The sequence below is a fragment of the Bradyrhizobium sp. LTSPM299 genome, assembly GCF_000938235.1.
Lineage (GTDB): Bacteria > Pseudomonadota > Alphaproteobacteria > Rhizobiales > Xanthobacteraceae > Bradyrhizobium.
Genome location: NZ_JYMU01000018.1, coordinates 25,892 through 52,527, shown reverse-complemented (window position 1 = coordinate 52,527; position 26,636 = coordinate 25,892). Strand labels below are relative to the sequence as shown.

At 63.8% G+C, this 26,636-nt stretch carries 24 protein-coding genes and 1 tRNA gene; 13 read left to right on the top strand and 12 right to left on the bottom strand.

Annotated elements, in window-relative coordinates:
* Positions 1-60 precede the first annotated feature (60 nt).
* From UP10_RS12485 to UP10_RS12475, 3 genes are all read left to right on the top strand, one after another.
* A complete protein-coding gene (locus tag UP10_RS12485; protein ID WP_044587712.1) occupies positions 61-1,065 on the top strand; it encodes a 2-dehydropantoate 2-reductase in 1,005 nt (334 codons plus the stop codon).
* Between the two features lie 62 nt (positions 1,066-1,127).
* Positions 1,128-1,331: a hypothetical protein gene (locus tag UP10_RS12480; RefSeq protein WP_044587641.1), complete on the top strand. Its 204-nt coding sequence runs from the start codon at positions 1,128-1,130 to the stop codon at positions 1,329-1,331.
* 23 nt (positions 1,332-1,354) lie between these two features.
* Positions 1,355-1,777 (top strand): CAP domain-containing protein, encoded by a 423-nt coding sequence (locus UP10_RS12475; RefSeq protein WP_044587640.1) that lies wholly within the window; start codon positions 1,355-1,357, stop codon positions 1,775-1,777.
* 10 nt (positions 1,778-1,787) lie between these two features.
* Here UP10_RS12475 and UP10_RS12470 read toward each other — a convergent pair whose 3' ends face one another.
* From UP10_RS12470 to UP10_RS12455, 4 genes are all read right to left on the bottom strand, one after another.
* Entirely contained in the window at positions 1,788-2,420 is a 633-nt protein-coding gene (locus UP10_RS12470; RefSeq protein ID WP_044587639.1) for a hypothetical protein, read from the bottom strand.
* Between the two features lie 209 nt (positions 2,421-2,629).
* Positions 2,630-3,727, bottom strand: coding sequence for a helix-turn-helix transcriptional regulator (locus UP10_RS12465; protein WP_044587638.1), 1,098 nt, complete (start codon positions 3,725-3,727; stop codon positions 2,630-2,632).
* 216 nt (positions 3,728-3,943) lie between these two features.
* On the bottom strand, positions 3,944-5,026 hold the full coding sequence (locus UP10_RS12460) for a zinc-binding dehydrogenase (RefSeq protein ID WP_044587637.1): 1,083 nt from the start codon (positions 5,024-5,026) through the stop codon (positions 3,944-3,946).
* A 10-nt stretch (positions 5,027-5,036) separates the two neighbouring features.
* Positions 5,037-5,699, bottom strand: coding sequence for a TetR/AcrR family transcriptional regulator (locus UP10_RS12455; RefSeq protein WP_044587636.1), 663 nt, complete (start codon positions 5,697-5,699; stop codon positions 5,037-5,039).
* A gap of 55 nt (positions 5,700-5,754) precedes the next feature.
* On the opposite strand from UP10_RS12455, the gene UP10_RS12450 reads away from it, so the two are divergent.
* On the top strand, positions 5,755-7,272 hold the full coding sequence (locus UP10_RS12450; RefSeq protein WP_050043640.1) for a flavin-containing monooxygenase: 1,518 nt from the start codon (positions 5,755-5,757) through the stop codon (positions 7,270-7,272).
* On the opposite strand, the gene UP10_RS12445 is transcribed toward UP10_RS12450, so the two are convergent.
* Positions 7,269-8,177 (bottom strand): LysR family transcriptional regulator, encoded by a 909-nt coding sequence (locus tag UP10_RS12445; RefSeq protein ID WP_044587634.1) that lies wholly within the window; start codon positions 8,175-8,177, stop codon positions 7,269-7,271. The two genes, UP10_RS12450 and UP10_RS12445, sit on opposite strands and share 4 nt — an antisense overlap.
* 91 nt (positions 8,178-8,268) lie before the next feature.
* Here UP10_RS12445 and UP10_RS12440 point away from each other — a divergent pair, with 91 nt between their 5' ends.
* From UP10_RS12440 to UP10_RS12430, 3 genes are all read left to right on the top strand, one after another.
* On the top strand, positions 8,269-9,138 hold the full coding sequence (locus tag UP10_RS12440; RefSeq protein WP_044587711.1) for an MBL fold metallo-hydrolase: 870 nt from the start codon (positions 8,269-8,271) through the stop codon (positions 9,136-9,138).
* Between the two features lie 31 nt (positions 9,139-9,169).
* Entirely contained in the window at positions 9,170-10,150 is a 981-nt protein-coding gene (locus UP10_RS12435) for an alpha/beta hydrolase (RefSeq protein ID WP_044587633.1), read from the top strand.
* Between the two features lie 108 nt (positions 10,151-10,258).
* Positions 10,259-10,335: transfer RNA gene (locus UP10_RS12430), tRNA-Arg, on the top strand.
* Between the two features lie 105 nt (positions 10,336-10,440).
* On the opposite strand, the gene UP10_RS12425 is transcribed toward UP10_RS12430, so the two are convergent.
* From UP10_RS12425 to UP10_RS12415, 3 genes are all read right to left on the bottom strand, one after another.
* The gene (locus UP10_RS12425; protein ID WP_050043639.1) at positions 10,441-11,580 is read right to left on the bottom strand and encodes an FAD-dependent oxidoreductase; all 1,140 of its coding nucleotides are present in this window, start codon (positions 11,578-11,580) and stop codon (positions 10,441-10,443) included.
* 523 nt (positions 11,581-12,103) lie between these two features.
* Positions 12,104-12,766, bottom strand: a complete 663-nt coding sequence (locus UP10_RS44105; RefSeq protein WP_156179810.1) for a hypothetical protein — start codon at positions 12,764-12,766, stop codon at positions 12,104-12,106.
* A 260-nt stretch (positions 12,767-13,026) separates the two neighbouring features.
* The gene (locus tag UP10_RS12415; protein WP_044587631.1) at positions 13,027-14,646 is read right to left on the bottom strand and encodes an alpha/beta fold hydrolase; all 1,620 of its coding nucleotides are present in this window, start codon (positions 14,644-14,646) and stop codon (positions 13,027-13,029) included.
* 624 nt (positions 14,647-15,270) lie between these two features.
* Here UP10_RS12415 and UP10_RS12410 point away from each other — a divergent pair.
* From UP10_RS12410 to UP10_RS12400, 3 genes are all read left to right on the top strand, one after another.
* A complete protein-coding gene (locus tag UP10_RS12410; protein WP_082077076.1) occupies positions 15,271-16,803 on the top strand; it encodes an aspartate ammonia-lyase in 1,533 nt (510 codons plus the stop codon).
* A gap of 181 nt (positions 16,804-16,984) precedes the next feature.
* The gene (locus UP10_RS12405; protein ID WP_044587630.1) at positions 16,985-18,073 is read left to right on the top strand and encodes an FAD-dependent oxidoreductase; all 1,089 of its coding nucleotides are present in this window, start codon (positions 16,985-16,987) and stop codon (positions 18,071-18,073) included.
* A 51-nt stretch (positions 18,074-18,124) separates the two neighbouring features.
* Positions 18,125-19,600, top strand: coding sequence for an FAD-binding oxidoreductase (locus tag UP10_RS12400; protein WP_082077072.1), 1,476 nt, complete (start codon positions 18,125-18,127; stop codon positions 19,598-19,600).
* Between the two features lie 3 nt (positions 19,601-19,603).
* Here the strand turns inward: UP10_RS12400 and UP10_RS12395 are convergent, their stop codons facing one another.
* Positions 19,604-21,442 (bottom strand): di-heme-cytochrome C peroxidase, encoded by a 1,839-nt coding sequence (locus tag UP10_RS12395; RefSeq protein WP_044587628.1) that lies wholly within the window; start codon positions 21,440-21,442, stop codon positions 19,604-19,606.
* A gap of 244 nt (positions 21,443-21,686) precedes the next feature.
* Between UP10_RS12395 and UP10_RS12390 the strand changes: the two genes are divergently transcribed.
* On the top strand, positions 21,687-22,364 hold the full coding sequence (locus UP10_RS12390) for an alpha/beta hydrolase family protein (RefSeq protein ID WP_082077071.1): 678 nt from the start codon (positions 21,687-21,689) through the stop codon (positions 22,362-22,364).
* Here UP10_RS12390 and UP10_RS12385 read toward each other — a convergent pair.
* Together UP10_RS12385 and UP10_RS12380 are read right to left on the bottom strand one after the other, a co-directional pair.
* The gene (locus UP10_RS12385; RefSeq protein ID WP_044587627.1) at positions 22,356-23,138 is read right to left on the bottom strand and encodes an SDR family oxidoreductase; all 783 of its coding nucleotides are present in this window, start codon (positions 23,136-23,138) and stop codon (positions 22,356-22,358) included. The genes UP10_RS12390 and UP10_RS12385 overlap by 9 nt on opposite strands.
* Before the next feature lie 39 nt (positions 23,139-23,177).
* The gene (locus UP10_RS12380) at positions 23,178-24,152 is read right to left on the bottom strand and encodes a ketopantoate reductase family protein (protein WP_044587626.1); all 975 of its coding nucleotides are present in this window, start codon (positions 24,150-24,152) and stop codon (positions 23,178-23,180) included.
* Positions 24,153-24,323: 171 nt separating this feature from the next.
* On the opposite strand from UP10_RS12380, the gene UP10_RS12375 reads away from it, so the two are divergent.
* Complete coding sequence (locus UP10_RS12375; RefSeq protein ID WP_044587625.1) at positions 24,324-25,121, top strand: enoyl-CoA hydratase-related protein; 798 nt, start codon at positions 24,324-24,326, stop codon at positions 25,119-25,121.
* A 16-nt stretch (positions 25,122-25,137) separates the two neighbouring features.
* On the opposite strand, the gene UP10_RS12370 is transcribed toward UP10_RS12375, so the two are convergent.
* Positions 25,138-25,392 carry a hypothetical protein gene (locus UP10_RS12370; RefSeq protein WP_044587624.1) on the bottom strand — a complete coding sequence of 85 codons (255 nt, stop codon included), beginning with the start codon at positions 25,390-25,392 and terminating at the stop codon, positions 25,138-25,140.
* A gap of 241 nt (positions 25,393-25,633) precedes the next feature.
* Between UP10_RS12370 and UP10_RS12365 the strand changes: the two genes are divergently transcribed.
* Positions 25,634-26,635, top strand: coding sequence for a TRAP transporter substrate-binding protein (locus UP10_RS12365; RefSeq protein WP_044587623.1), 1,002 nt, complete (start codon positions 25,634-25,636; stop codon positions 26,633-26,635).
* Position 26,636 lies beyond the last annotated feature (1 nt).

Sequence of the window (26,636 nt, the reverse complement as noted above, 5' to 3'; positions counted from 1 at the left end):
TCAATGGGCAACCGGCACAAGGTCTGCTATCGGACTCTGATGAACGGATATTCAGGCGAGATGAGCAAGGATCGGCTGATCGGCATTGCGGGGGCCGGCAGCATCGGCTGCTTCGTCGGCGGCATGCTGGCCGCCTCCGGCCGCCGCGTTGCGCTGCTGGCGCGGCCGCGGCTGATCGAGGAGATCACCGCCAATGGCCTGCGGGTCACCAGCTTCGACGGCGCGGCGCAGACGGTTGCCGCTGATCACCTCGCGCTGTCGGATGATCCGTCGATCTTTGCCAACGCGCAGACGGTGCTGGTCACGGTGAAGAGCGCTGATACGCGCGAGATGGCCGATCTCATCGCGCGCCACGCGCCTCCTGACGTCGTGGTGGTCAGCCTGCAGAACGGCGTCGGCAATGTGCCGCTGTTGCGCGACCGGCTGCTGGGCCGGCGGGTGCTCGGCGGCATGGTGCCGTTCAACGTGGTCGCGCTCGGCGGCGGCCGCTTCCATCGCTCGACCTCGGGCGACATCGTGATCGCGCAGGACGATGCCGGCACCGCCGCGCGACTGTCAGCCCCGGGCCTTGCGATGCGGGCCACCGACAAAATTGACGGCGTGCAGTGGGGCAAGCTGATCGTCAATCTCAACAACGCGCTCAATGCGCTGTCGAATATTCCGTTGCGGCAACAACTCGCGCAGCGCGGCTGGCGAAAATTGTTCGCCGACCAGATGCTGGAGGGGCTGGCTGCGATCCGTGCCGAGGGCATCGTGCCGGTGTCGCCGACACCGCTTCCCTCGACCTGGATGCCTGCGTTGCTGCGGCTGCCGGATGCGATCTTCGAGCTGCTGCTCGGCCGCACCATGAAGATCGATCCCGAGGCGCGCTCCTCGATGTGGGAGGATCTGCAGCGCGGCCGCCGCACCGAGATCGACTATCTGCAGGGCGTGATCACCGATATCGCCGATCGGCGCGGACTGGACACGCCGCTGTCGCGCCGCGTCATTCAACTGATCCGGCAGGCGGAAGCCGACGGCAAGGGCTCGCCGGAGCTGACGCCGGAGCAGATTCGCGCGGCGTGATGCCTTGAAACGGCGACGATGCGCGCGCCAATTTTGGTCAAGACGTCCGAGGAGGAGACATCATGAAACGATCCTGCGCGTTGCTTCTTTCGCTTGCGGTGCTCGGCATCGGCTCTGTCCGCGCCGCGCCGCCGACCGTGGTGCCATCACCGGGCTATGACGCGCGGCTGCAGGAGCAGCGCGCGGCGGCGGCATCAAGTGAATCGGCCGCTGTCGCGACCAAACAGGTCGCGCCGCGGCATCGCACGCGCCGCTGGGCGCACTGAGTCCACGCGCGAGAGATGATGTGATGAAGCTGTTTGTGCTCGCATTCGCCCTTGTGCTCGGCCTGGCCACGACGGCGAGCGCCGCCGACTATGCCGGCGCCATCAGCGCCTACCGGCGCGCGCACGGCATGCCAGCGGTGAAGCTCGATGCGAAGCTGAACGCGATGGCGTCGCGGCAGGCGCAGGCGATGTCAGCGAGCGGATCGGTCAGCCACTCCGCCGGCGGCAGCTTCTTCACGCGCGTGGCGCCGTTGAAGAAGCAGCGCGCCGCGGAAAATATCGGCGCCGGCTACATCGCCTTCACCGAAATGCTGAAGCAGTGGGAGGAGTCGGCCGGTCATCGCGAGAATCTGTTGATGCCGGGCGCCAAGCGCGTCGGCGTGGCCTATGTCGACAACGCGAAGTCGCCGTACCGCAGATTCTGGGCGATGGTGATTACGGACTGAGGCGGAGAGATCAGCCGCGCTTCGCTGTCTTGGCCGGTGTCGACGGCGGCGAGGTGAACAGTTTCTTGAGATCGTCGAGACTCTGCGACAGGCGCGGCCATTCGCATGAGAATGAGTTCTTCGCGCATTGTGCCGCCCTGACACGCGCGGCCTGCTTGACCGGGCTTGCGACCGGAACGGGGACTTTCTCGGTGTCGCTGCGCAGCGTGACCTGCTCGATTTGCCGCGGCGGTTGCTGCTGCGGTTCTTGCTGCTTTTGCTGAAGCTGCTTGGCGTTGAACGCCGCGACGATGCTGGAGCGGCGCTCCTTCTCGAGATAGACGGTATATTCCTGATCGATCGCCTTCTGCTCGTCCGGCGTCGGATTGGGACCCGCGATGTCGAAAGTGCGGTCCTGCATGAAGTCGTAATAGCCGTAGCCGCCGCCTGGCTTGCGGCGACCGGCGAACTTGGCGTTGCAATCGGCAAGTTGCGCGGTCTTGTCTTCCTTGGTCTTCGCCTTCTCGGCGAGATCGGCGCAATCCTCAAAATCCTTCGGCGCGCTGCGCCACCATTGCGCGTACGCGCTCACGGGCGCCAGCACGACGCAGGCGACAAATGCGGCAATAGCCAATACCGATGATCGTGACGATATCACGGACATTCAGACAAACTCGAACGACACAGATTTAGCCGATTGTTGCCATTTTGACGGCGCTTGTCACCCCGGAACCTGATGATTTTGGGAACCGCGCACTGGCTATCTTATTCGCTGTGTCGGATGGAACACAGCGTGTGCCTGGAATATTTGAAGAATTCTTGTGCTGATGCTGTCGGTCGCGTGGCATTCCCGAACAATTCGTATCGAATCGTTCATTTCACCTTGTGCAGCAGCGCCACAAGTTCCGCCTGCCGGTGCGTGCCGGTTCTCTGGAAGATCGTCTTGAGCTGATTGCGTGCGGTCGACACCGCGACGCCGATCTCGCGTGCCGCGTCCTCGACCGAATCGCCGCGTGCCAGCATGGCGGCGAGGCGCGCTTGCGCCGGTGTCAGCTCGAAGATCGTGGCCAGAAGATTTGGGTCGAAGGCGGCGCACCCCTCGAGATCACGGATCGAAAGGATGGCGCGCGCGCCGAGGAATGGCGAGCGTGCCGCGGGTGGCACCGGTTGCATCTGGACCACGATCGGCCGCTTGTCGATCCGTCGCATCACGATCGGTGATGACGGGACTGTCAGCAAATCCGACGTGTGGTCCAGTTGGTCGATCAGTCTGGTCAGGTCGGCATTGGCCTGCCGGTCACGCAGCGTGAGGCGATTTTTGCGGATCGCAAGGTCCGGACCGAGGCAGGCTTCCGCCTGGCCGTTCATGCCGATGACGGCGCCGAAGCGGCCGACGGCGATGGCCGCGATCTGGATCAGGTCGAGCGCATTGGTAACGCCTGTGAGTGTGGAGCGGCCGACGACGGTGGACAGCGTCGCGGCCTCGGTGAGCCGCGCCGACACGCGCGAGAGCGCCTTGACCTCGTCGGCATCGAACATGCCTTCCTTCGGCGAGCGCTGGATCGTCAGCGCCCACAAGGCTGAGCCGGCGCGAAAGCCGACCCCGGCAAACCATTTCAGCCCGAACTCGCCAAGCGTCGCGTAGAGCGGATCGCGCAACATCTCGGTTTCGGACTCGAACAGGTCAGCGTCGGTGATGACGTCAGCTCCGGCAAGCAGGCGCGGCACCCCACGCGCGGCGCGGATGTCGGTGAGATGCAGATTGCTGGGGAAGTAGGTTTTGGTGAAATAGTCGGAGATCGAGTCCGTGCGCGGGATGTCTTCGGTGCGGATATCGCTCTGGAGCATCGCGGCCCCGGTCGCACCGACGGCGGCGCAGACCTCGTCCATGAAGGACGGCCAGCCCGTCGGATCGAGAACGACGTCTCCGAGGCGCGCAGTCACATCGTCAAGCTTGCGCAGGTCGACCACGGCTCAGCCTCCGCCCAATGCAATAGCTCGTTGTTTTGCGACACGAAACCTGCCGCACCGGCTTGCGCACGCTACCGTGCTTAAGAAAGCAGGAGCCATGCGACTTGCAAGCAAAATCGACGACGCGCTTCGGGACGGTGAGGTGACGTCCGGGAATTCAAGGGAAACGCCCTCGAAATCTGGCGGTCGAGCCAGTTGGCGCGGCCTGGCCGCGCATCAGCGATCAGGCTGGATGATAATCTTTGTGTGACGTTCGGGATTGGCGAGATCACTGAACGCCTGCGCCACGCCGTCGAGGCCGGTGGTGGCGGTGACCATTGCTGTTACGTCGACCTTGCCCTCGGCGATCAGGTTTAGCGCCAGCGCGTATTCCTCCGGCGTGTAGGCGTAGACGTATTGCAGCGACAATTCCTTGAGGACGCCGAGCAGCGGCTCGGAGGTGTCGCTCGCCATGCAGACGCCGACCACCACGATGCGCGCATCGCGCGGTGCGCCCTCGAACAGCAGCTGCAGCAGTCCGGGAATGCCGACGCATTCGAAGATCAGGCCGGGCTTGAGCGCCGGCAGGAAAGCCTGGAACGGAGGACGCGCCGCCTTCTGTTCTGGCGTCATCTCGGCATGCTCAGCCCACGCCGTGAACGGCTGGGTCTCCGCCGGGTTGACCACGACGTCGGCGCCCATCTTCGCAGCCAGCGCCCGCCGCGCCGGCGAATAATCCGACGCCACGATCGGGTGCAGACCGCGCAGCTTCAGCCCGGCGATCACGGCAAGCCCGACCGGTCCGCAGCCGATCACCAGCGGCACCTCGTCGCCGCGAATATTGGCCTTCGCCACCGCATGGAGGCCGACTGCGAGCGGCTCGGTCAGGGCAGCGTGCTCGGGCGCAAGGCCGTTCGGCACCTCGATCATCAAGGGCTCGCTCAAGACCATCCGTTCGGCGTAGCCGCCGGCGATGTCGTTGGAATAGCCGATGCCCTGCAGCCCGCTTGCGCCGATCAGCACCGGGACCGAGCACACGTGCGTGCCCGGCTTGAAGCGCTTCTGGGTGCCCGGACCATAGTCCAGCACCTCGCAACAGAACTCGTGACCGAACACGACGTCGCGCGACAGGTCGATCGGCTTGCGGCTGGGAAAGTGCTTCATCAGTTTTGCGGTGTGTCCGGCATGCTGGCGCGCATGCAGATCGGAGCCGCAGATGCCGCAAGCCAATGTCCTGACCAGCACCTGTCCGGCTGATGGCACGGGATCGGGGATGCTGTCGGTGACGATGTTTCCGTTCCTGAACACGGCTGCGCGCATATCGTCTCCCCTACACTGAACGCAATTTGCTTTTGTCGGCCTCGGCAAGCGCCACGCGGCAGAAGCTGGCGGCGACCGCGACGACGTCCTCGATGGCTTGCGGATATTGCTTCGACACCCAGCGCAGCGCGATGCCGATCACGGCGCCGATCATGCCGATCGAGATCAGTGAACCCTTGTCGCCCCGTTTTGGATCGCTCGCCTGCGGCACCAGGATGTCGCTGAAGGCGCGCAAGGCGTCGTGCTTGACCGCGTCGACCGCCGGGCCGATGCCGGCGATCTCCAGCAGGAACACGCGCGCGGGCTTTGGATGCTGCTTCAGCCGCGTGAAGTAGAGCGTCAGCGCCGCGCGCAATCTTGCCTCGGAATCGTCGCCCGCGGCACCGGCTGCCGCCGCCATCTCCTCGTGCAGATGGCCAACGACATGGCTATAGGCCGCGATCAGCAGCGCCTCGCTGTTGGCGAAGGATTCGTAGAAATAGCGCTCGGTGAGTTCGGCGGCCTCGCAGATCGCCTTCACGGTGGCGCCGCGATAGCCGACCTCGCCATAGACCTCGACCGCCGCATCGATCAGCTTGAGCCGCCGCTCGGCGCGGCGTTCCTCGGCGTCCATGCCGCCATAGAGGCGGGCTTTCGGGCTGCTTGCCATGACATGGGTATTGACATGAAGCATTGTCAGATGTCAAGGTATCTGACAAGAGATGTTGTCAAATCGGGAGGGAAGCCGGATGTCCGCTGATTTCGACGTGTTGATCGTGGGCGCGGGACTGTCCGGCATCGGCGCCGGCTATCATCTGCAAACCAATTGCCCGGATCGCAGCTACGCCATCCTCGAAGGCCGCGATTGCATCGGCGGCACCTGGGATCTGTTTCGTTATCCCGGCATCCGCTCCGACTCCGACATGTACACGCTCGGCTATTCGTTCCGGCCGTGGACGGAAGCCAAGGCGATCGCCGACGGCGCGTCGATCCTCAATTATGTGCGCGAGACCGCGAGCCTTTACGGCATCGACAAGAAGATCCGCTTCAACAGCCGCGTCGTGCGCGCCGACTGGTCGTCGGCAGACTCGCAATGGACGGTCGAGATCGAGCGCGGCCCTGAGAAGGCGATCGAGCGGCTCACCTGCAATTTCCTGTTCATGTGCAGCGGCTATTACAAATACGAGCATGGCTACACGCCCGATTTCCCCGGCCTCGCCGATTTCGCCGGCCGCGTCGTCCATCCGCAGCAATGGACCGACGACATCGACTACAAAGGCAAGAAAGTCGTGGTGATCGGCAGCGGTGCGACCGCAGTGACGCTGGTGCCGGAGATGGCCAAGACCGCCGATCATGTCACGATGCTGCAGCGTTCGCCAACCTATGTCGTCGCGCGTCCGGACAAGGACAAGGTCGCGGACTGGCTGCGCGCGCGGCTGCCGGCGAAACTCGCCTACGGCATCACGCGTTGGAAGAACGTGCTGTTCGGGATGTATTTCTACCGGCTGTGCAAGCGCGATCCCGAGCGCGTCAAGAATCTGATCCTCGGCGGCGTCCGCCATGCGCTCGGCCCCGACTACGACATCGCCACCCATTTCACGCCGCGCTACAAGCCGTGGGACCAGCGGCTTTGCCTGGTCCCGAACGGCGATCTCTTCGAGTCGCTCCGCAGCGGAAAATCGTCTGTCGTCACCGACCAGATCGAGACGTTCACGCCTGGCGGCATCAAGCTCAAGTCAGGCCAGGTGCTCGACGCCGACGTCGTGGTGACGGCGACCGGCCTCGATTTGCAGGTGCTCGGTGGCCTCGCGCTCAGTGTCGACGGCGCCCCCGTCGATCTCTCCAAGACCATGAACTACAAGGGCCTGATGTATTCGGGCGTGCCCAACCTCGCCGCCGCCTTCGGCTACACCAATGCGTCGTGGACGCTGAAATGCGACCTGACCTGCGAATATGTCTGCCGTACGCTCAACTACATGAAGGCCAATAACTACGCGCAATGCACGCCGCGGCAGAACGATCCGACCGTCACCGAAATGCCCTGGGTCGATTTCTCCTCCGGCTATGTGCAGCGCGCCGTCGAAAAATTCCCCAAACAAGGCTCGCGCCGCCCGTGGCGGCTCTACCAGAACTACGCGCTCGATATCGTCAGCCTGAAGTTCGGCTCGATGACAGACGAGGCGATCGAGTATCTGCCGCGCCGTCAGGCCACAGCGTCGGTCGGTTCGGATGCCAAGCCGGCGAGGCGGGTGGCGCAAACCCGTTAATCCTCGGCGCAGGCCGTGAGCAGATCGCGCAGCCAGAGATGGCCGGGATCGTCGTCGAAGCGGGCGTGCCAGGTCGCGTAGAGCGAAAAGCGTCCGGCGTCGAACGGCAGCGGGCAGGCGGCGAGCACGCTGGAATAGCGGGCGAGGAACCGCGCCGGCAGCGTGCAGACCAGATCGGTCGACTGCAGGATCACAGGCGCGACGCTGTAATATGGCACGGACACCCCGACGCGCCGTGTCAGGCCCCTGGCGGCCAGGATGTCGTCGACGAAGCCGCGAAAGCCGCCGCCGTCGCCGGAGATGATGACGTGTTCCAGTGAAGCATATTCCTTCAGCGACGGCCGGCGCGTGCCGCGTGGATGCGCCTTGCGTTGCGCCATCATGAAGCGTTCTTCCAGCAGCGGCTTGTGCGGCATGCCGTTCGGCAGCCCGTTCTTCGAGACCAGCGCGATGTCGATCTCGCCGGATTCGAGCTGGCCGGTGAGGCGCGCGAGGTCGACGGCGCGAAACGCCAAACGGGTTTTGGCGGCACCGCTGCGACGCATCCGCTGCACCAGCCGCGCGCCCAGCATCGCGCTGGCATTGTCGTTGGCGCCGATCGAGAACGTCCGCTCCGACTGTTTCGGCTCGAAGACCGGCGGCGTCCGCACCACGTCGTCGAGCCGCTTGAGTGCGTCGCGCAGCGGCTCCCGCAGTGTGAGGGCGCAGGGCGTCAGCACCATGCCTTTGCCCGATGCCGCCGGCGTCAGCAACTGATCGCCGAACACATCGCGCAGCCGCGCCAGTTGCGCCGACAGCGCGGGCTGGCTGAGGCCAAGCCGCACTGCTGCGCGGGTTACATTGCGCTCGTCGAGCATCACGCTGAGCGAGACCAGCAATGGCAGATTATGCGCGCTCATATCCATCAAGGTTATGTCTGCTATCACATCTATCGATTTCACTTATCCCATGGCGCAGGGCATCAAGGCAAGCCGGGACGTCAAACGAAAGCAGGCCATGAATTCCTATGCGATCGGCGATGTGAAAATCCAACGGGTGACCGAGCAGCGCGGCGCCGGATTTGCGCCAAAGTTCTTGTTTCCGGATTGGGACCCGCGCGTGCTCCACGAACACAGCGCGATGATGGTGCCTGATTGTTTCGATGTGACGGAGGGACGCTTCATCGCCAGCATCCACACCTGGGTGTTGCGGACCCGGCACCACACTATTCTGATCGACTCCTGTGCCGGCAATCACAAAAATCGTCCGGGCCTGCCGCGCTTCCACCAGTTGAACCTGCCGTTTCTGGAGCGGCTGGCGGAGGCCGGCGTCTCGCCTGACGCGGTGGACTATGTGATGTGCACGCATCTCCATGTCGATCATTGCGGCTGGAACACGCGGCTGGTCGATGGTCGCTGGGTGCCGACCTTTCCCAATGCGAAATATCTGTTCTCGAAAGCCGAATACGACCACTGGCGCGGCCCGGCCGGGCGTGAAGGATTCAATGCCGGCGTCTACGAGGACAGCGTGCTGCCGGTGGTCGCGAGCGGGCAGGCCGAGATTGTCGACGGCGAGGGTGAGGTCAGTGACGGTCTCACCTTCCATCCCACGCCCGGCCACAGTATCGGTCATGTCGCGATCAGGCTGGCCAATGCCGGCGAGCAGGGATTGTTCAGCGGCGATATCATGCACCAGCCGTTGCAGGTGTTCCGGCCCGACTGGAACAGCGCCTTCTGCGAGGACCCGGCGCGGGCGCGCGCCTCGCGACGCTGGCTGCTGGAGCAGGCGGCGGAAGGTGGCGCGACGGTGTTCACCGCGCATTTTGCCGCCTCGTCGGCGGGCCGGGTCACGCGTCGCGGCGACCGGTTTGACTGGCGCTTTGTTTGAGTTCTGCGAGATCACAAGGACGACCCACGCCATGAGTTCATCCGACATCGTGACCGAAGGGATGATGGTGCCGAGCGATACCGCCGGCATCAGCCTGTTCGTCCGCAACAAGCGCCACGCCGATTTGGCGCGGTTCACGCCCGGCAACACGATCCTGTTCGTGGCCGGCTCGACCTATCCGGCCTCGACCTCGTTCGACCTGAAGCTGGACGGCGTGTCCTGGATGGACCATCTCGCCGCGCGGGGCCACGACGTCTATCTCGTCGACATCAGGGGCTACGGCAATTCGACACGTCCGCCGGAGATGGCGCAGCCGGCGAGCGACAATTCGCCGATTGTGCGGACGCCGGTTGCCGTGCGCGACATCGGCAGCGTGGTCGCCTTCATCCGCGCGCGGCGCAACCTGGCTGATATCAATCTGATCGGCTGGTCGTGGGGCACCACATTGATGTCGCGCTACACCAATGAGAACCCCGAGGCCGTCGGCAAGCTGGTGCTGATCGCGCCGCAATGGTTGCGCGACACGCCGAGCCTCGCCGATGCCGGCGGGCCCCTTGGGGCCTACCGCATCGTCGATCGCTCCGCCGCCAAGAGCCGCTGGCTGAACGGCGTGCCCGGCGACAAGAAGGCCGCGCTGCTGCCGGATGTCTGGTTCGAGGCCTGGGCGGATGCGACGTTCGCCAGCGGCCAGGCCGGTCCCGGCCCGTCGCAATTAATGGCGCCGAACGGCACGGTGATCGACAGCCGCGAGTTCTGGGCTGCCGGCAAGCCGCTCTACGATCCGGCCGGGCTCGTCGTTCCGGTCCTGATCGTGCACGGCGAGTGGGATCGCGACTGTCCGCTCGAGATGGCGCGCGCCGTGTTCGGCCGGCTCACCGCCGCGCCCTACCGCCGCTGGGTCGAGATCGGCGAAGCAACCCACTCCCTGTTCCTGGAAACGAATCGCTGGCAGGTGTTCGGCGCAGTCGACCAGTTCCTGGAGGAAACCCCGCCGGATCAGCGGCCGCGGTGAAAATGTCAGCCGTTTTCGATTCGGGAACGGCATCAAACCGCCGCTTCGAAGGCTTCCGATGCGGCGTCAGCTCTGCTATGGGAAGGCTCGCCAGCCCAGCTGGTTCGCGGTCCCGTAGCTCAGCCGGATAGAGCGACGGTTTCCTAAACCGTAGGTCGCATGTTCGAGTCATGCCGGGATCGCCATTTTCTCAAGCCAGATGAAGATCATTCGTGGCGCGCCGACTTGGCTGCGGCAGTCGCGTCTCGCTGCGGCGTAATAGCCTTCGAGGCTCGCGCTGGTCGCGGCGCTCAGGCGAAAGCTGAATATCGCGACAGGCGGAAAAACGGTTCGGCTTCGAAGGTCGGATCGGTAGCCAGACGCGCGAGCCTGTGTCCGATCGCCGGAGCGAACTTCGCACCGTGTCCGGAGCAGGCCGAGCAGACGATCAGCCTGGACTCCGGACATCGATCAATGATGAACTCCTCGCCGCTATCGGGCCGACGATCGGCGGCGGGAGTGTTTGTGTAGAGGCAGATATCGCGATCGACGATAGGTCCGGCCGCGCCCGGCACCAGCGCGGCCAAAGCTTCACTGACCGGGCCCAGTTCGCCGTCCGTCGCCGGCGGGTCCCAATCGTCGGGGCCGACCACCGGGCCGTGATTGTGAGGCGCCGCCTTCACGCCGCGCGCCTCGAAGTTCGGAAAGCCGTAGACGACATCGTTGGGGCCGCGCTCGACAATGAAAATCGGGAACCGGTCGAGCTCGACCGCCTCGGGCCTGGCGGGTCTGAACCAGCCGACCGCCTGGCGGGTCACCTGGAGCAAAGCGCCGAGCTTCGGCAGCGCGCGACCGAGCCACGGACCGAGCGCCAGGATGGCGCGTTCGGCAAAAAACGCGTCGGTCGCCGTCCGGATCGACACGCCGTCATGGAGTGGCTCGAACTGCGCCGATTGAGCGATGATGCGGTTGCCGGCTCGTGCGCGTATGATCTCCATGACGACTTCCGTCCGCAGGATGGCGCCACCGTCCTGCACGACCACATCCCAATCGTCGGGCAGGTCAAACGCCGGAAATCTCCGGTTTGCCTCGGCCGCCGCCAAAACGGGATCCGGATGGCCCATGGTGATCGCCGCGGCGCGCGAAGCCGCCACCATTTTGGAGCCGGGGCGGCCGGCCTCAAGCACCGGGGTCGGTGTCAGGATCGTTTTGCCGTGCTCCTGCTGGAGCCTGATCCAGCCGGCATGAGCCTCGTCGCTCAGCGCGGTGTAATTGGGATTCTCGAAATTGAAGCGACGAAATATCCGGCAGGAGCCGTGCGACGAGCCGCGATTAGCGCCTGCGCCGAGAGGGTCGAAACCCAGCGCATCGACGCCGGAGGTGACCAAGGCATCAAGCGCCGCGCTTCCCATCAGGCCGAGGCCTATCACGGCAACATCGCACTTTCGCATGGCGGCTCCTCCGATCCGGTCGACAACGCCGGCATTGTTGCTCCGGATTCGTCGGAATGGAAGGCTGGGAATTTCGGTGAACTTGGCTCGAAGTTACGATGATAGTGCACTCAATTGCTTTGCCCGTACGATTGTCCGGTAGAGTGCCGAGCACGGCGCGATGTAGCTGTTAGGTGCACCGTAATTCTGATCGACATTTAGGAGGATGAAGCTCGGAGCGGCCGGATTGTTCGAAGTTAGATTGTATGAGGCTTTGCTCCCACTCAAGCCGAACACCCATATGTCTCCCACCCCCTGAGAAGCTGCCGCGTCAAGAAGTGCCTTCGCAGTCGGTGAGAACTGATATAATTGCGCGATCGCTAACTCTATTATCTGTCTGTCTTCCGGAGATAGAGCTGTGAAAATTGCTCGTATCTATGCCGTTGATATTGGATGGAGCGCCATCCGCGTCGATATCAGAACCGAAAAACTTGATTGCCATCGATCAGCTCCATCAGTTCAATACGAGGCCGCAGCCACCATTTCACTTCTTCGTTGGCGTTCGATCGATTTCGTAGTCTAGTATCTGACGTTGCCATTCATGCGATTTGGACCACCCTACAGGAATCCCGGCGAGGTGCAGGCCGTCGCTGTCTGAGAAGACTATTACGAAGTAGTCCCGAGCCAGTTGGTCCGGCGTGATGGGGATTAGATTCTTTCGGTATCTATAGAACGGCCCGAAAGTCACGCGAATCTCTGACTGTTCGAGCCGTTTTCCTCGCAGGACGCTTAGTATCTTCAACTTCGTTTCGAACGATGCGTTCGGCGGCGGAGGGGTGAACGAGTCGCCCATGTACCATACGCTTTGCGTCAAGTGCACCTTGGCTGCCAGCACGTCCTGCGCGTCTGCTGGTAGCGTGGTGGACGTGAGGTCCCTCGGTTCATCTTCCATAAAATAAGCTAAGTCCAAGTTTTCCAGACCGTTCGATTGAACGCGCAGAATCGGCGGTCGTCCGACATGACTAAAAGCATTTGTCGCAATCGCATCATCAATTGCGTACATGCAGGTTTCTGCTCGGCTTTGAAGAGGAAGCATCTTTGATGTGCAGCCTCGCGCCTGCTCGACGCCTACTAGTTCAACGAGCGCCCAAAAGAACGGGATCATCAACGAACGGCTTATGCTACGGCTCTGAACTGGTGACAGCATTCGAGTTTTCCGATCTTCGCTTATCCCGGATAAGGTGACAGTGCACTTAACTGTTTTGCCAGTACGATTGAGTACGATTGTCCGGCGGAGCTCCCGGCATGGCATGCATTGTGCAATTAAGTGTACTTAACTATTCGACCTGAACGTTCGGCAGAGCTCCCGGCAGAGCGCTGTCATACGGGGCGCGCTCGTAAGGACGTGAAGCCTTTACGGAAAGACTTACCGTCCCTGCGTAACAGCCGCTTCGCCTCAGCAGCGCCCTATTCGGCCGGCCGCGACGACGGCTCCCAATCATCCGGACTGGAGGCGACCAGATCGCGCATCGTTGTCCAATGCGCCGCACCTGGAACGTCCGATCGCCCCTGGATCGCGGCCTGGCCAAACGCCACCATGCGATCAGCCAATCGATCCAACATCGAAGGCGTCCAGGTGTCGATGCTGTGCGGACCGCGCGCGACAAAAATCTCCTTGAGCCCGGCGATCCGCCGGTAGGCAGCGATCGTTCCCTCGAGGCTTTCAGCCCGGTCCCACAGACCTTTTCCGAAGAATGCCGCGGGCCAATGGTTCATGCCGGCGAGCACGGCGGAGTTTGGATAGAACAGGATGTTGTTTTCCGCCGCCATGCCGCCGAGAAACAGATCGCGGTCGCGCAAATCAGGCGAATCGGGAACGTAGCCGGCGCCGGAGCCGAAGCTCGATATCATCAGGGCTCCCTTGATATTGGTCCAGCCCAAGGGAGGCGCGCAGTTCACCTCAGGGAGATCATACGTGCAGGCGCCGACGAAGTTGCGCTGCATGGCCCAGCCTGTGGTCATCGAGCCGCGCGAGTAGCCAGCCAGCAGGAGTGGAATGTTCCGCACGGGCTGTTGACCAGGTAGCCGGCCGGCGGCAGCTTCGCCGGCGAGAACCTCGCCGTTCGGGCTGTGCAACCGCAGCCCGTCGCCGGTTCGCAGTTGCTCCAGAGCGCGGAAGATATCGGCTGATTGCTCCAGCGTGTTGGTATCGCTGAAGCCACCCGACAGTCCTTCACCACGCCGATCATAGGCTAGTACGTCGAAGCCAGCTTGGTTGAGGCGATACAGGATCTGACGCCAGCGCGCCATGCCGAACCCCTCGGTCGTCGCATTGGGGAAACGGTTCTCGGCGATCCGTTGGGTCGTCGGATCGATCGTATAGGGCGCATCAGACAGGTTCTGGATGGCGGTGATCTGATTGCCTCCGCCGGCGCTTGTCACGATCAGCGCGCGCGTGCGGCCTCCAGTCCCGTCGTCCACACCCGCGCCTTCGATATACCATCCGCGAAGCTTGATCGTACCGGTCATGTTGAGATGAAGCCGTTCGAATGCATCATGCGGCGCTGTGAACTCGACGATCCACGTGCGCGGATCAGCCCCGGCAATCGCTTCGTGATAGGGCTCCCTGGCAAAGAAAGCGGGGCGGCGAATCTGATGCAAATCCACATCGCCCTCGGGGTCGATCCGCCCCATTGGATCGACCGTGCCGGTGACTCGGGTCGAGCGGGCCTTGTTGGGTGGCACCCAACGATCGAGCTGCGGTTTCAGCCTCGCAAGGCAGGCCGCATCCGCCTTGCACGCAGCCCATCGTGCCTTCAGCCTGGCATCGGTAAATTCGTCGACGTGAAAGCCCGCGTCGAAACCATCGGGCGCCCGATACAATGACGGCAGGAAGGGGACGCAGACCGTTCCGCCCTTGCTGTCAGGGACGCGGTAACCCGGAAGCTCCTGATTGCGATCATATCCGACGTTGGCGTGGCAATCCGGCATCGGCTCTCCGGCGGGAACGGGACTGCTTGACTGAGCGCACGCAGGCCCGGCCAGTGTCGACAACAGCAGGGCGCTGATCGAAGCGATGTATCTCATGGGCGTTTCCCGCTTAGCGAAACCGATTGTCACTCATTGTAGTCCTGCGGGTTCGATAGAGAAAAGCTGTTGGCGTGAACGTTGTTGTTTTCGCGTAACTGGTCTGCAAAGCTCCAATCACGTCCTGCGCGGCTGCGGTAAATCAGCATGTCATGAAAGATTGAGCGCGCAACAAACTCGCTGTCGTCCCGGGCTTGACCCGCGACCCATAACCACGAATGCAAATTGTTGCGCCACGCTGTGGCCCCAGCTTACCTCACCAACACTATCCTGTGGTTATGGGTCCCGGCTTTCGCCGGGACGACGATTGGGGAGGTCGCGGGCGCGCGAATCTATCGCTGTCACCCCAGCGACAAAGGCGAAGCCTTTGCGCTAGGACGACGGACGCGAGAGTCGCGCCAGGCCGCAATCACAGCAAAGAAGTGGTCGATAAGGGATTGTTATCGCGGGGAATAAAGTCCCGCCGATTTTGGCATCTGGCGGCCGAATCGTGCCACGATTCCCCTTTTTTCGTTCGCGACTATGCAACACTTTGCCGATAGGCATTGGCTTTCGACCGACGCCCGGCGCATCATGCCGGTGCCGCCGACGACAAAGTTCTGCAAGAGGCAACGGAGATTACTGATGACCGAATCGAAGGTTGAGACCGCCAATACTGCAGGCGCCGCGTCGCCATCCGGCGACGGCCCCAGCGAACTTGCGGTCGCGACCGTCCGCACCGTGCCGATCGAGCAGGCGCAGTCCCGCACCGAGCACGATCTGCTCGGCGAGGACGAGGTGCCTGCCAATGCATTGTGGGGCATCCACACCAAGCGCGCGGTGGTGAACTTTCCGATCACCGGCGTGCCGGTCGGCCATTTCCCGGATTTCGTCCGCGCGCTGGCGCTGGTGAAACAGGCCGCCGCCCGCGCCAACAAGCGGCTCGGCTATCTCTCACCTGAGAAGGCCGATGCGATCGACAAGGCCTGCATCGCGGTCGCGACCGATAAGGTCTATGCCGAATCCTTCATCGTCGATGCCATTCAGGGTGGCGCCGGCACCTCGACCAACATGAACGCCAACGAGGTGATCGCCAATGTCGCGCTGCGGCTGATGGGCCACAAGCCGGGCGATTACCACGTGCTGCATCCGAACGACGACGTCAACATGGCGCAGTCGACCAATGATGCGTATCCGACCGCGCTGCGGCTTGCGGTGATCTTCGCCACCCAGCCGCTGATGCGCGCGCTCGGCGATCTCGCCTATGCGTTCAAGGGCAAGGCGGTGGAGTTCGCCGACGTGCTGAAGATGGGCCGCACCCAGCTGCAAGACGCGGTGCCGATGACGCTCGGTCAGGAGTTCGATGCCTTCCACGCCACGGTGAAGGAAGACGTCGCGCGGCTGGGCGAGATCTCCGGCCTGTTCCGCGAGGTCAATCTGGGTGCGACCGCGATCGGCACCGGCATCAATGCCGATCCGCGCTATGCGTCGCTCGCGGTCGAGGAGCTGTCGCGGCTGTCGGGCCAGCCGATGGTGCTGGCCTCGAATTTGATCGAGGCGACCTCCGACCTCGGGGCGTTCGTCTTGTTCTCCGGCGTGCTGAAGCGCGTTGCGGTCAAGCTGTCGAAGATCTGCAACGACCTCCGCCTGCTGTCATCGGGGCCGCGCACCGGCTTCGGTGAGATCAGGCTGCCGGCGGTGCAGGCCGGCTCCTCGATCATGCCCGGCAAGGTCAATCCGGTGATCCCCGAAGTGGTCAACCAGGTCGCCTTCCTCGTGATCGGGCATGATCTCACGGTCACGATGTGCGCCGAGGGCGGCCAGCTCCAGCTCAACGCCTTCGAGCCGACCATCGGCTATTGCGTGCTGAGCTCGCTTCGGATGCTGACCGCGGCGATCGATACGCTGACCAAACGTTGCGTCGAGGGCATCGAGGCCGACCGCGAGCGTTGCCGCAGCCTAGTGCAGGGCTCGATCGGCCTGATCACGGCGCTGGCGCCGGCGCTCGGCTATGAAGCGAGCTCTCGCGTCGCACGCCGCGCGCTGCAGGAAAACCGCTCGGTTGCCGAGATCGTGCTGGAGGAGAAGCTTCTCACCGAGGAGCAACTCAACGAACTGCTCGAGCTGGAAGCGATGACACGGCCGGCACGCCGGCAGAGCCCGGCGCCGAAGGGGTGAGGGAGCAGCGCTCGCCGCCGAAGATGTCCGTTTGATCGTGACGACCGGACCTGCCGGTTGCGTCGGCAGGTTCGTCATCACCATTGTGAAGCCGATCACACAATCAAAGAGGACATATGGTAGGATAGGCAACCTTAGATCATTGATTCCGGGCATCCGGCAATCATTGCGAGGGTTTGCCATGGCAACGCCGAACCTGCCGACGCCCGACTTCACGTTCGATCCCGATCAGGCAGGCGCCTGCATTGCCGGCGTGCGACCCTATCGCAACGGATCATACCGGCTTGATGCGGAGACCATCTCGCAGAAGTTCATCGTGCATAATTATGGCCACGGTGGCGCCGGCATCACGCTGAGCTTCGGCTGCGCCACCAAGGTGCGTGACATCGTCAAGGATCGTCTGGTCGCGAGTCACGGCGTGACCGAAGTCGCCGTGCTCGGCGCCGGCGTGATGGGGCTGACCGCTGCGACGCTGCTGCTCGATCTCGGGCTGAAAGTCACGATCTACTCGGATCGCGCGCCGCTGGAGACCACGTCCGCCAAGGCCGGCGGCCAGTGGGCCGTCTCGGTGGTGGAATTCGCCGGCAAGGAGCGTGAACTTGCCGACATCGTCAAGGCGGCCTACCGCGAGTTCAAGAGCCGGATCGGGCAGGGCTTCGGTGTGTTCGAGCGGCCGAACTACACCGCCACGCCCTCGCACAATCTGGATATCGTGATCAGTCTCGCGCCGGGACTGATCCCGCCGCGACAATCACTGCCGCGATTGCCGTTCGCGCACCACACCAAGCCCGGCTTCGTCTACCAGACCCTGCTGGTCGAGCCGCCGGCCCTGCTTGCCAAGCTGAAGGCGGACCTCGATTTGCGTGGTGTCACCTTCGTGCCGAAGCGGTTCGTCAGCCGCTCGGATATTCTGGCCAATGTGCCGCAGAAGATCATCGTCAATTGCACCGGGCTCGGATCGATGACGCTGTGGAGCGACACCAAGATGATGCCGATCAAGGGGCAGCTGGCGCTGCTTCGGCCGCAGCCGGCGTTGCAATATCTCTACGGCCAGAACGGCTACATGTTCCCGCGCAGCGATCATGTGGTGATCGGCGGCACCTTCGAGCCGGGCGTCAATAACGAGACACCGGACAAGGCGGTGTGTCAGGGCCTCGTCGATCACATCGCCTCGCTGTTCGGCAAGGCGCCGGCCAAGCCGCTGCCCGACAACCATATCCACAATCCCGACCACGCGCCGATCGTCAATCCGGCGATTCCCGAGGTCTAGATGTCTGCAAGTGGCTCCTGAACGGGATCCGGAATAGCGGGAGGCTTTTCCATGGAACATCCGCAGCGTGTCGACGAGCTGTCGCCTTCGGGTACACCTCAATCTGCTGCGGCGGCGCCCCTGGCCGCGGCCACGCCGCCTGCTGTAGCGGCAACGCCACTGCCGCCATTGCCCAATCTTCCGGCCAGCGACGTCCAGTTCCTGCGGCCACAGGATCCGCACTACGCCGACTTCCTTCCCGCCGCCAACAAGCTCACGCAACTGGCGCCGGCGCTGCGCGCGGTCTGCAAGACCGAACATGCCGTTGCCGTGATGGTCGACTGGGTGCGCAGCAACGGCCTGAACTTCGCGGTGCGCTGCGGCGGGCATTCCTATGAAGGGCTGTCGCAATCCACCGACGTCGCGATCGACGTGCGTGGATTGCAGCAGATCACGGTCGACAAGGCGTCGAACATCGTGACCGCAGGCTCCGGCGTGTCGCTGTTCGAGCTGTATTCGGCGCTTGCTGCCCAAGGTCTGGCGCTGCAGGCCGGCAGTTGTCCGACGGTCGGCATCTCCGGTCACCTTGCCGGCGGCGGCCACGGCCTGCTCGCGCGCTCGCACGGGTTGACCTGCGACGGCCTGCAGCAGGCGACGATCGTCGATGCGCAGGCAAGGACGCTGCAAGCCAATGCCGGTTCGGAGCCGGATCTCTACTGGGCCTGCCGCGGTGGAGGCGGCGGCAGTTTTGGCATCGCCACCGAATTCAGGATCAGCGTCTTTCCGCTGAAGACCGCATTGGTGTTCGGCGTCTCCTGGACATTGTCGCGGGCGCATGCCGCGCAATTGTTCGCGGCGTGGCAAGACTGGGCGCCGAACGCGCCGTTGGACATCACCTCGATCATGAAGGTCGGGCCGGCCGGAAATGGCCTGATCAGCATGCGCTGCATCGGCCAATCGGTCGGCAGTGAGAGTGCGTTGCGCAGCGAGCTCAAGCATTTGACCTCGCTGCAGGCGCCGTCGTCGGCGCTGACGGTACGGTCGCTCGGCTTCCTCGATGCGATCAAGCATTTTGCCGGGCCGCTCGACTACGAGTCGATCCTGATGAAGGCGAAGTCGGACTATGTCCTGACGCCGCTCCCGGCCAGCGGCATCGCCGCGATGATGGCGGCGGTGGCGCCACTCGCGCCGGGCGCCATTGCGCTGTTGTGCGACTCCTATGGCGGCAAGATCGCCGACGTTGCGGCGGATGCGACGGCATTTCCGCGCCGCGCCGGCACGCAATTCTGCATCCAGTATTTCTCGAGCTGGACCAGCGCTGCCGACACCGCGACGCATCGGGCCCAGGTCGCCAGGGTCTATGCGGCGATGCGCCCATTCATGCCCGGCGCGTCCTACGTCAATTACTGCGATCTCGATCTCGATGACTACGCGACCGCCTATTGGGGCGACAACCTCGCCCGCCTGGTCGCGGTGAAACAGCAATACGATCCCGACGATCTGTTCCACCACGCCCAGAGCGTGCCGCTGAATGTCCCGACTGTGTGAAGCTCAGAGCGTCTTGATGAACTCGATCAGCGCGCGCCGCTCGTCTTCCTTCAGCTCGGGGCCGATCACGCCTTGACGCTTCTCGTTGGAAAATTCGTGCCCAATATTGGTGTTGCCTTGCTTGGAGGTGTCGAGCAGGAAGCCGTTCTTGATGCTGTCCTTCGAGACATAGCCGAGATCCTTGGCGTCGTATTCCCGGCCTCCGAGCCAGAACTGCGGCGGCCGATCCTTCACCGGCGACAGCAGCGCGTAGATGGTCGGCACCGAGCCGTTGTGCAAATAGGGCGGCGTCGCCCAGATGCCGTTGAGCGGCCGGACCTTGTAGGCGTGCGGCGCCTGGATGTCGGGCGGCCGGTAGCCGTTGATCCGGTCGCGATCCGCTGGAGGCGTGCTGTTCTGGTCGTACCAGGTGTTGACCGTGCTCACGACCACGTCACGCAGCGCAAATCCGAAGCTGTTGTCCTTGATGTTGAGATTGGGTGGTGTCTCGACCGTGCGCGCCGCAAGGCCGTCGGCCTGCGCGCTGTCGGTGCCGATACGGCTGATCGGTATCATCTCGACGTCGAGCAGCGGCTGGCCCGCGTTGTTCTTGATCCACCGCTTGGTGTCCTTGAACAGCGCGAAGGCTTCGCTCGCCGGCAGCGCCTTGCTGTCGATCGCCGGGCCGTGGCAGCCCTGACAATGCGTCTTGTAGAGATCGCCGCCCTTCTTCGCGAGATCCATGTTGATCGGCGGCAGGATGTTCTCCGGCCATTTCGGCGACGCCAGGCCGCCAAAGCCGTTGTCCTCGCTGGGCGGATCGCCGGCGATCATCCGCTCCATCTCGTACAGCACGTCGATCCGCGCGCTCGACTTGAACAGGCCCTTGGCCGGGTCGAGCAGATTGAGATCGGCGCTGACGCCGAGCGACTCGCCGGCATTGCGCACCATCGGCTGCATGATCGAGCCGTCATATTGCACCCAGCTGAACCACGGCGCGTTCCATATCCGCGGGAAATGCACCGGCGCCGAATGCGAGGCGTAATTGTTCGGGTTGTTCAGGTCGATCGAGAACACCTGGTTGCCGATCCGATTCAGCGCGTCGAGCCGCGCATAGCCCTCCTCGACGCTGTTGGCGGCGACCTTGGTCTCCAGATTGTTGATGTTGGCGTATTGCTTCAGCACCAGATCGAGCTGGCCGCGCAGCGCCATGCGGTCGTCGAGGCTCACGTCCTTGCCGAGGATCTCATCGGCGAAGCGCGAGAACCGGCCCGGCCAGAACCGGGTCAGCAGCAGCGACAGACCGACGCCCTTCTGGAATTCGAACAAATTGGTGTTGGCCGGCCCGCCGTCGATCACGATCTCGGTGCCGCGATAGGTGAAGCTTCCGGTGTGGCAGGCCGCGCAGGTCAGCCCGATCCCGGTCATATCAGCCCCGCTATGCGGATCGCGCCAGGGCGCTCCGTTGGCGTCCAGCATCGCTGTGCTTTGCGCAAAGCCGATCGGCAGCGGATCCGGCTTGCCGGGGATCACGGTATCGGGAATGAAGCCGAAGCGGGCGAGATAGTTGGTGTCGCTGAGGGGCGGCGCGGCGGTGAACAGCAGCCAGGGGATCGTCGGCTGCTCCAGCGCCATGAACCATTTATAGGGGATGAGGAAAGTTCGGGTTCCCTGATCGGCATGGTAGAACCAGCTCAGCCGCTCGGTGCTGACCTTCTGGTCCAGCCACACGGTCTTCGCCGGCGGCTGATAGTCGACGGCCTTGACCTGGAAGCTTTCGGCGAGGAATTTCAGATCGTCCTTGAAGTACCAGAGACCCGCGACAACCAGCAGCCCGATGATAACGATCGTCTTGCGACGCATGCCTCGTCCCCTGATTCGCGGTCACAGCGCGTAGTATTCACGAGATGTTAAAAATCGCCAAAAATCGATTCGCGTCTGGCGTGTATCAGGCCGCGCACCATCCTACAGTCGCGGCGTTTGGCCCAATAGCGGAAATGTCGGCCGGGTGTGAACGAGTTCACCCTTGGCGGCCCGGCCGCGGCGGCATTTGCGCGCATCGCGACGCAAAGTTAAAACGGCCGACCAGTCTTTCCCGAGGCACCGCTTGAACGCCGCCGCCGCGCAACAGCTCACCATGGCAGTCTCGGACAACACCACGGTGTCCGCGCTGTTGCTGCGCCCACCGCACGCGCGCGCGGCATACGTCTTTGCCCATGGCGCGGGTGCCGGCATGACGCATGCGTCGATGGAGGAAATCGCCGTGGGTCTTGCCGGACGCGGCATCGCGACGCTGCGCTATCAGTTCCCTTACATGGAGAAGGGCAGCAAGCGGCCCGATGCCCCCGCCATCGCGCAGGCGACCGTGCGATCAGCGGTCGCGGAGGCGGCGCGCCGTTGCGGTGACCTGCCGCTGTTCGCCGGCGGCAAATCGTTCGGCGGCCGCATGACCTCGCAGGCCCAGGCGAAGGCGCCGCTCGCGGATGTGCGCGGGCTGGTGTTCCTCGGCTTTCCCCTGCATCCCGCCGGCAAACCGTCGAGCGAGCGGGCGAAGCATCTCGCCGAGGTCAAGGTCCCGATGCTGTTCCTGCAGGGGACGCGCGACGCGCTGGCGGAACTCGATCTGCTCGAGCCCGTGGTGAAGGGATTGGGGGCCCGAGCAACGCTGCATCTGATTGACGAGGCCGACCATTCCTTCCACGTGCTCAAGCGCTCCGGCCGCGACGACCGCGAGGTGATGGCCGAGGTGCTGGATGCCTTCGCGGCCTGGGTGGCGTCAGCCTGACGCCGCCCCGCCATAGATCCGGTCGCGCAGCCGCCGCATGCCGGATAGCCAGCGGTCGCGATTGGCGGCCTTGCGTTGCATGTAGTCCTGCACCTGCGGATGCGAGAGGATCAGGAAGCGTTCCTCGTCCATCGCCTCGATCACCATGCGCGCGACCTCGCTTGCCTGCAGCACGCCGTCGACGCGGGCCGCACTTGGACCCGGCGTTGTCATGCCGGTCTGCACCGATTGCGGGCAGAGTACGGAGATGCGGATGCCGCGGTCGCCGTACTGGATCGCGAGATGTTCGGCGAGCGCGACCGCGGCGTTCTTGGTCACCCCATAGGGCATCGAGTTCAGCGAGGCCAAAAGCCCCGCGGCCGAGGCGGTGTTGAGGAGATAGCCCGAGCCGCGCGCGAGCATGCCGGGTACCAGGGTGCGTGCCGCGAACACGTGGCTCATCACATGCACCCGCCAGCTCTCATCCCAGTCGGCATCCGATGCCGTTTCCTGCCCTTTGCGCGACAATCCGGCATTGGAGAAGAAAATATCGACCGGGCCATATTTATCCTCGGCGGCGGCGATCAGTCCCTTGACGTCCTCCTCGAGCCCGACATCCCCGGTCACCGCCAGCCCATCGATATCGCCGGCGACGCCGGCGAGCCGATCGCGCGAGGTCTTGAGGTCGGCGACCACAACGCCGCGCGCGCCGGCCTCGGCATAGGCCCGCGCCACTGCTTCGCCGATGCCGCTTGCGCCGCCGGTGACGACGCAGACCTTGTCCCTGACTTGCATGGTGCGAATGTCCTGCTTGTTATCGTCGAACGTGAATTGTCAGCCCTGATAGAGTCCCTTGTCACGCGCCTTCTGGATCGCCAGCGCCGCCATCACATCGAGCATCGGGGTGGCGAGGGCGGCGGCGCGCGCGAACGCGGCGGGCGCACGGACCAGCACGTCGATCTCCATGGCGCGGCCGAGCTCGAAATCCTGCAGGATCGACGGCTTGTGGTCCGGCGCCGGGCCGCTGCGGGTGACGCGCTTGACCGCGGGGATGTAGTGCGTCGCAACCGCGTTGGCCTCGTCGAGCAGGCGCGGGATCACCTCCTGCATCGCAGGGTCGTCGCGCACCGCGCGTGCGGTCAACCCGGTCAGCAGGCACAGCACCGACATCGACATGTTGGTGAGCAGTTTTGACCACATCGTCTCGCGGATCTCCGTCACCTCGGGCGATTCGATCGAGGCCTCATTGAGTGCTGCGCGCAAGCGGGCGATGCGTTCGCTCTGGCGATCGTCGCATTCGCCGATCAGCAGGCGGTTGCGTTCTGGCGAGAGGTTGGCGGCGACGCCGGGCGCAATCACCTCGTTGGAGGAGAAGATCACGCCGCCGATGATCCGCTCCTTCGGCACCGCCGCGCGCAGGCGTCCGCCGGGATCGAGGAAGCCGAGGTCGGGGATGGCAGGATGATGCGTCGGCAGGCCGAGATCGTACCACCAGGGAATACCGTTTTGCGCGAACACGATGGCCGTGTCGGCGTGCAGCAGCGGCGCGAGGCCGGTCGCGAGCGCGCCGATGCCGGTCGCCTTCAACGTGCTGATCACGACGTCCTGCGGCCCGAGATCGGCCGGATCGGCGGAGGCCTTTACCTTCGTCGTGAATTCGCGGTCGCCGACCCTGAGCGTCAGGCCATTAGCTCTGACCGCGTCGAGATGCGGCCCGCGCATCACACAAGCCACGTCGTGTCCGGCACGCGCCAGCCGGACCGCAAAATGGCTCCCGACGGCGCCTGCGCCGAAAATGCAAATGCGCATGGATGTAATAATTCCCTGGAAAGTGGAACGCTAGTTTCCACAGGCGCGCGGTCTCGCGCAACTGGTCATGCGCGTGGCGCGGCCCGGCGCGCCGGAAAGTGATGGATCAAGCCGTACGCTCTCGGCCATAGTGTAGTGCATGACAAAATGCCGAATGAGGGAGAAACGTCCATGCCGGCCAGCCCAGTCCTGTCGAGCCTTGATGCGCGCGGGGTCGCGACCGTCACGCTGAACCGTCCGGAGGTCAACAACGCCTATGACGGTGCCCTGATCGAGGGCGTGCTGACGGCGATCGATGAGCTCTCGACCAAGCCGCTGCGAATCGTAGTGCTGAAGGGCAATGGCAAGCATTTCCAGGCCGGCGCCGATCTGAAATGGATCAACAGCGTGAGGCCGCAATCATCAGATGAGAACGAGGCGGCGTCGCGGGCGACCTTCGAGGCCGTGCAGCGGCTCAATACTTTGCCGATTCCCACCGTGGCGCTGGTGCAGGGCGGCTGCTTTGGCGGCGGCACCGGCGTGATCGCGGCCTGCGACGTGGTGATCGCGGCCGACAATGCGCTGTTCTCGATCACCGAGGTGCGCTGGGGCCTGACGGCCGCAATCATCATCCCGCAGCTCTGCGACGCCATCGGCGTGCGTCAGGTTCGCCGTTACGCGCTGACCGGCGAGCGCTTCGGCGCCGAGGACGCGCGCCGCATCGGCCTCGTGCATGAGGTGGTGCCGCTGGCTGAGCTCGAGAGCGCCGGTGCGAAAGTGGTGGAGCAGTTGTTGGCGAACGCGCCGGATGCGCTGACGGAGACAAAACGGCTCGCGATGGAGAGTTCGTTCGGCGGCATGGCGGTCGACGATGAGGCCTACAAGCGCCTCGTCCGCCTGCATTCGGCCAAGCGGCAGACCGCGGAGGCGGCTGAAGGTCTTGCCTCCTTTGCCGAGAAACGCGCCGGCCGATGGGGAGGCACGGCGTAGGTCCTGCAGCACCAGCTCAGCAGCCGCGGCAGATGCTGTGCATGCTGCGGTAGACCTCTTCGTCATCCCGCCGCATCTGCTGCAGCGATTCCATCGGTCTGGTATCGAAGATCGGTTCCGGCTTGCGCTTGGCGGCGAGCGCGGCCTCCTGACGCTGGTAGCAGGCTTCGCGTTCGGTCTTCGCCTGGATGAAGCGGCATTGCTCGACTTCTGCAAAAGCAGGGGTCGCGCCGCCCGTCACACCGATCGCGACGGCGACAAGTATGTGCATTCTTGATCCCATGGTCACTCCCGCGAACCGCGCATGATCCCTTGTATAGCCTCCCGCGATGCGCCTTGACGACGGTAAGGTCGGCGATCAGCCCAACCCGATGCCCTCGCCATCTTGCCCGAGAGCCGGATCTCGTCGCCGGCGGGGTCGACTCGAATTCCGGGTTTCCACGGAGGTTCCCTTAAGAGTTCAATCACCACCCGCCATTATGGTTACGACAATTGTCACGCCATGGTGTTGAATGCACAGACAAGTCCAGGGATTTTGGAAATTAGGATTTTGGAAAGCCGGATCCATCGTCGCGGCGTCAGCGCTGCTGGTCCTGCATCCGGTTGCCGCTTCGCCTCGATTGGTCTCACTGGCCTTCAACTCTCAGTTGCAGAGCCCGCAGCAAATGGGGGCCGATGAGCTTCGTCAGAAGCTGACGGCGGCGGCCGGCAAGCGCATTGTCCTGGACGAACGCGCCACCAACGCACTCGGGAGCGAGAACGTCATCCTCGCGGCGACCCAGAGCGGCGCCGTCGACGTGTCGGTGCTGTCGGGTTCGGTGGTCAGTGCGGTGGTCCCCGAACTCGGTGTGTTCGACATTCCTTTCCTGTTCCGCGACGCGGCTCACGCCAAGGCCGTGGCTCAAGGTCCGGTCGGCGCGGCGATCGCCGCCAAATTCGCCGACAAGGGGCTGACGCTGCTGGCGATCGGCCGGCAGGGCTTTCGAAATGTCACGAATTCCAAACGGCCGATTCGCTCACCCGAGGATATCAAGGGCCTGAAGATTCGTGTCATTCCGAACCCGATCTATCAGATGACGTTCAAGGCGCTCGGCGCCGAAGTGGTCCCGATGGAATTTCCGCTGGTCTATAACGCGCTGAAGGATGGTCGGCTCGATGGGCAGGAAAATCCGGTGCCGACCATTGCCGGCTCCCGGCTTTATGAAGTCCAAAAATACCTCACCATGACCGGTCACTTCTTCGCGCCGATCGTGTTCATTGCCAACCGCGCCACGTTCGAGCAACTCGCTCCGGCCGACCAGGCCGCGTTGATCGCGGGCGCCAAGGCGGGGGCGGAGGTGACCTGGCAGGCACAGCTCGATGCCGCATCGCTCGAACAGGTGCGCAGCAACGGCATGGACGTCATCGAGAAAGTCGAGCGCCAGCCCTTTATCGATGCGGTCAAGACGCTCGATCCGGAATTCGAGAAGCGATTCGGCAAGGATCTGCTGGTCGCCATCCGCTCCACTCAATAAA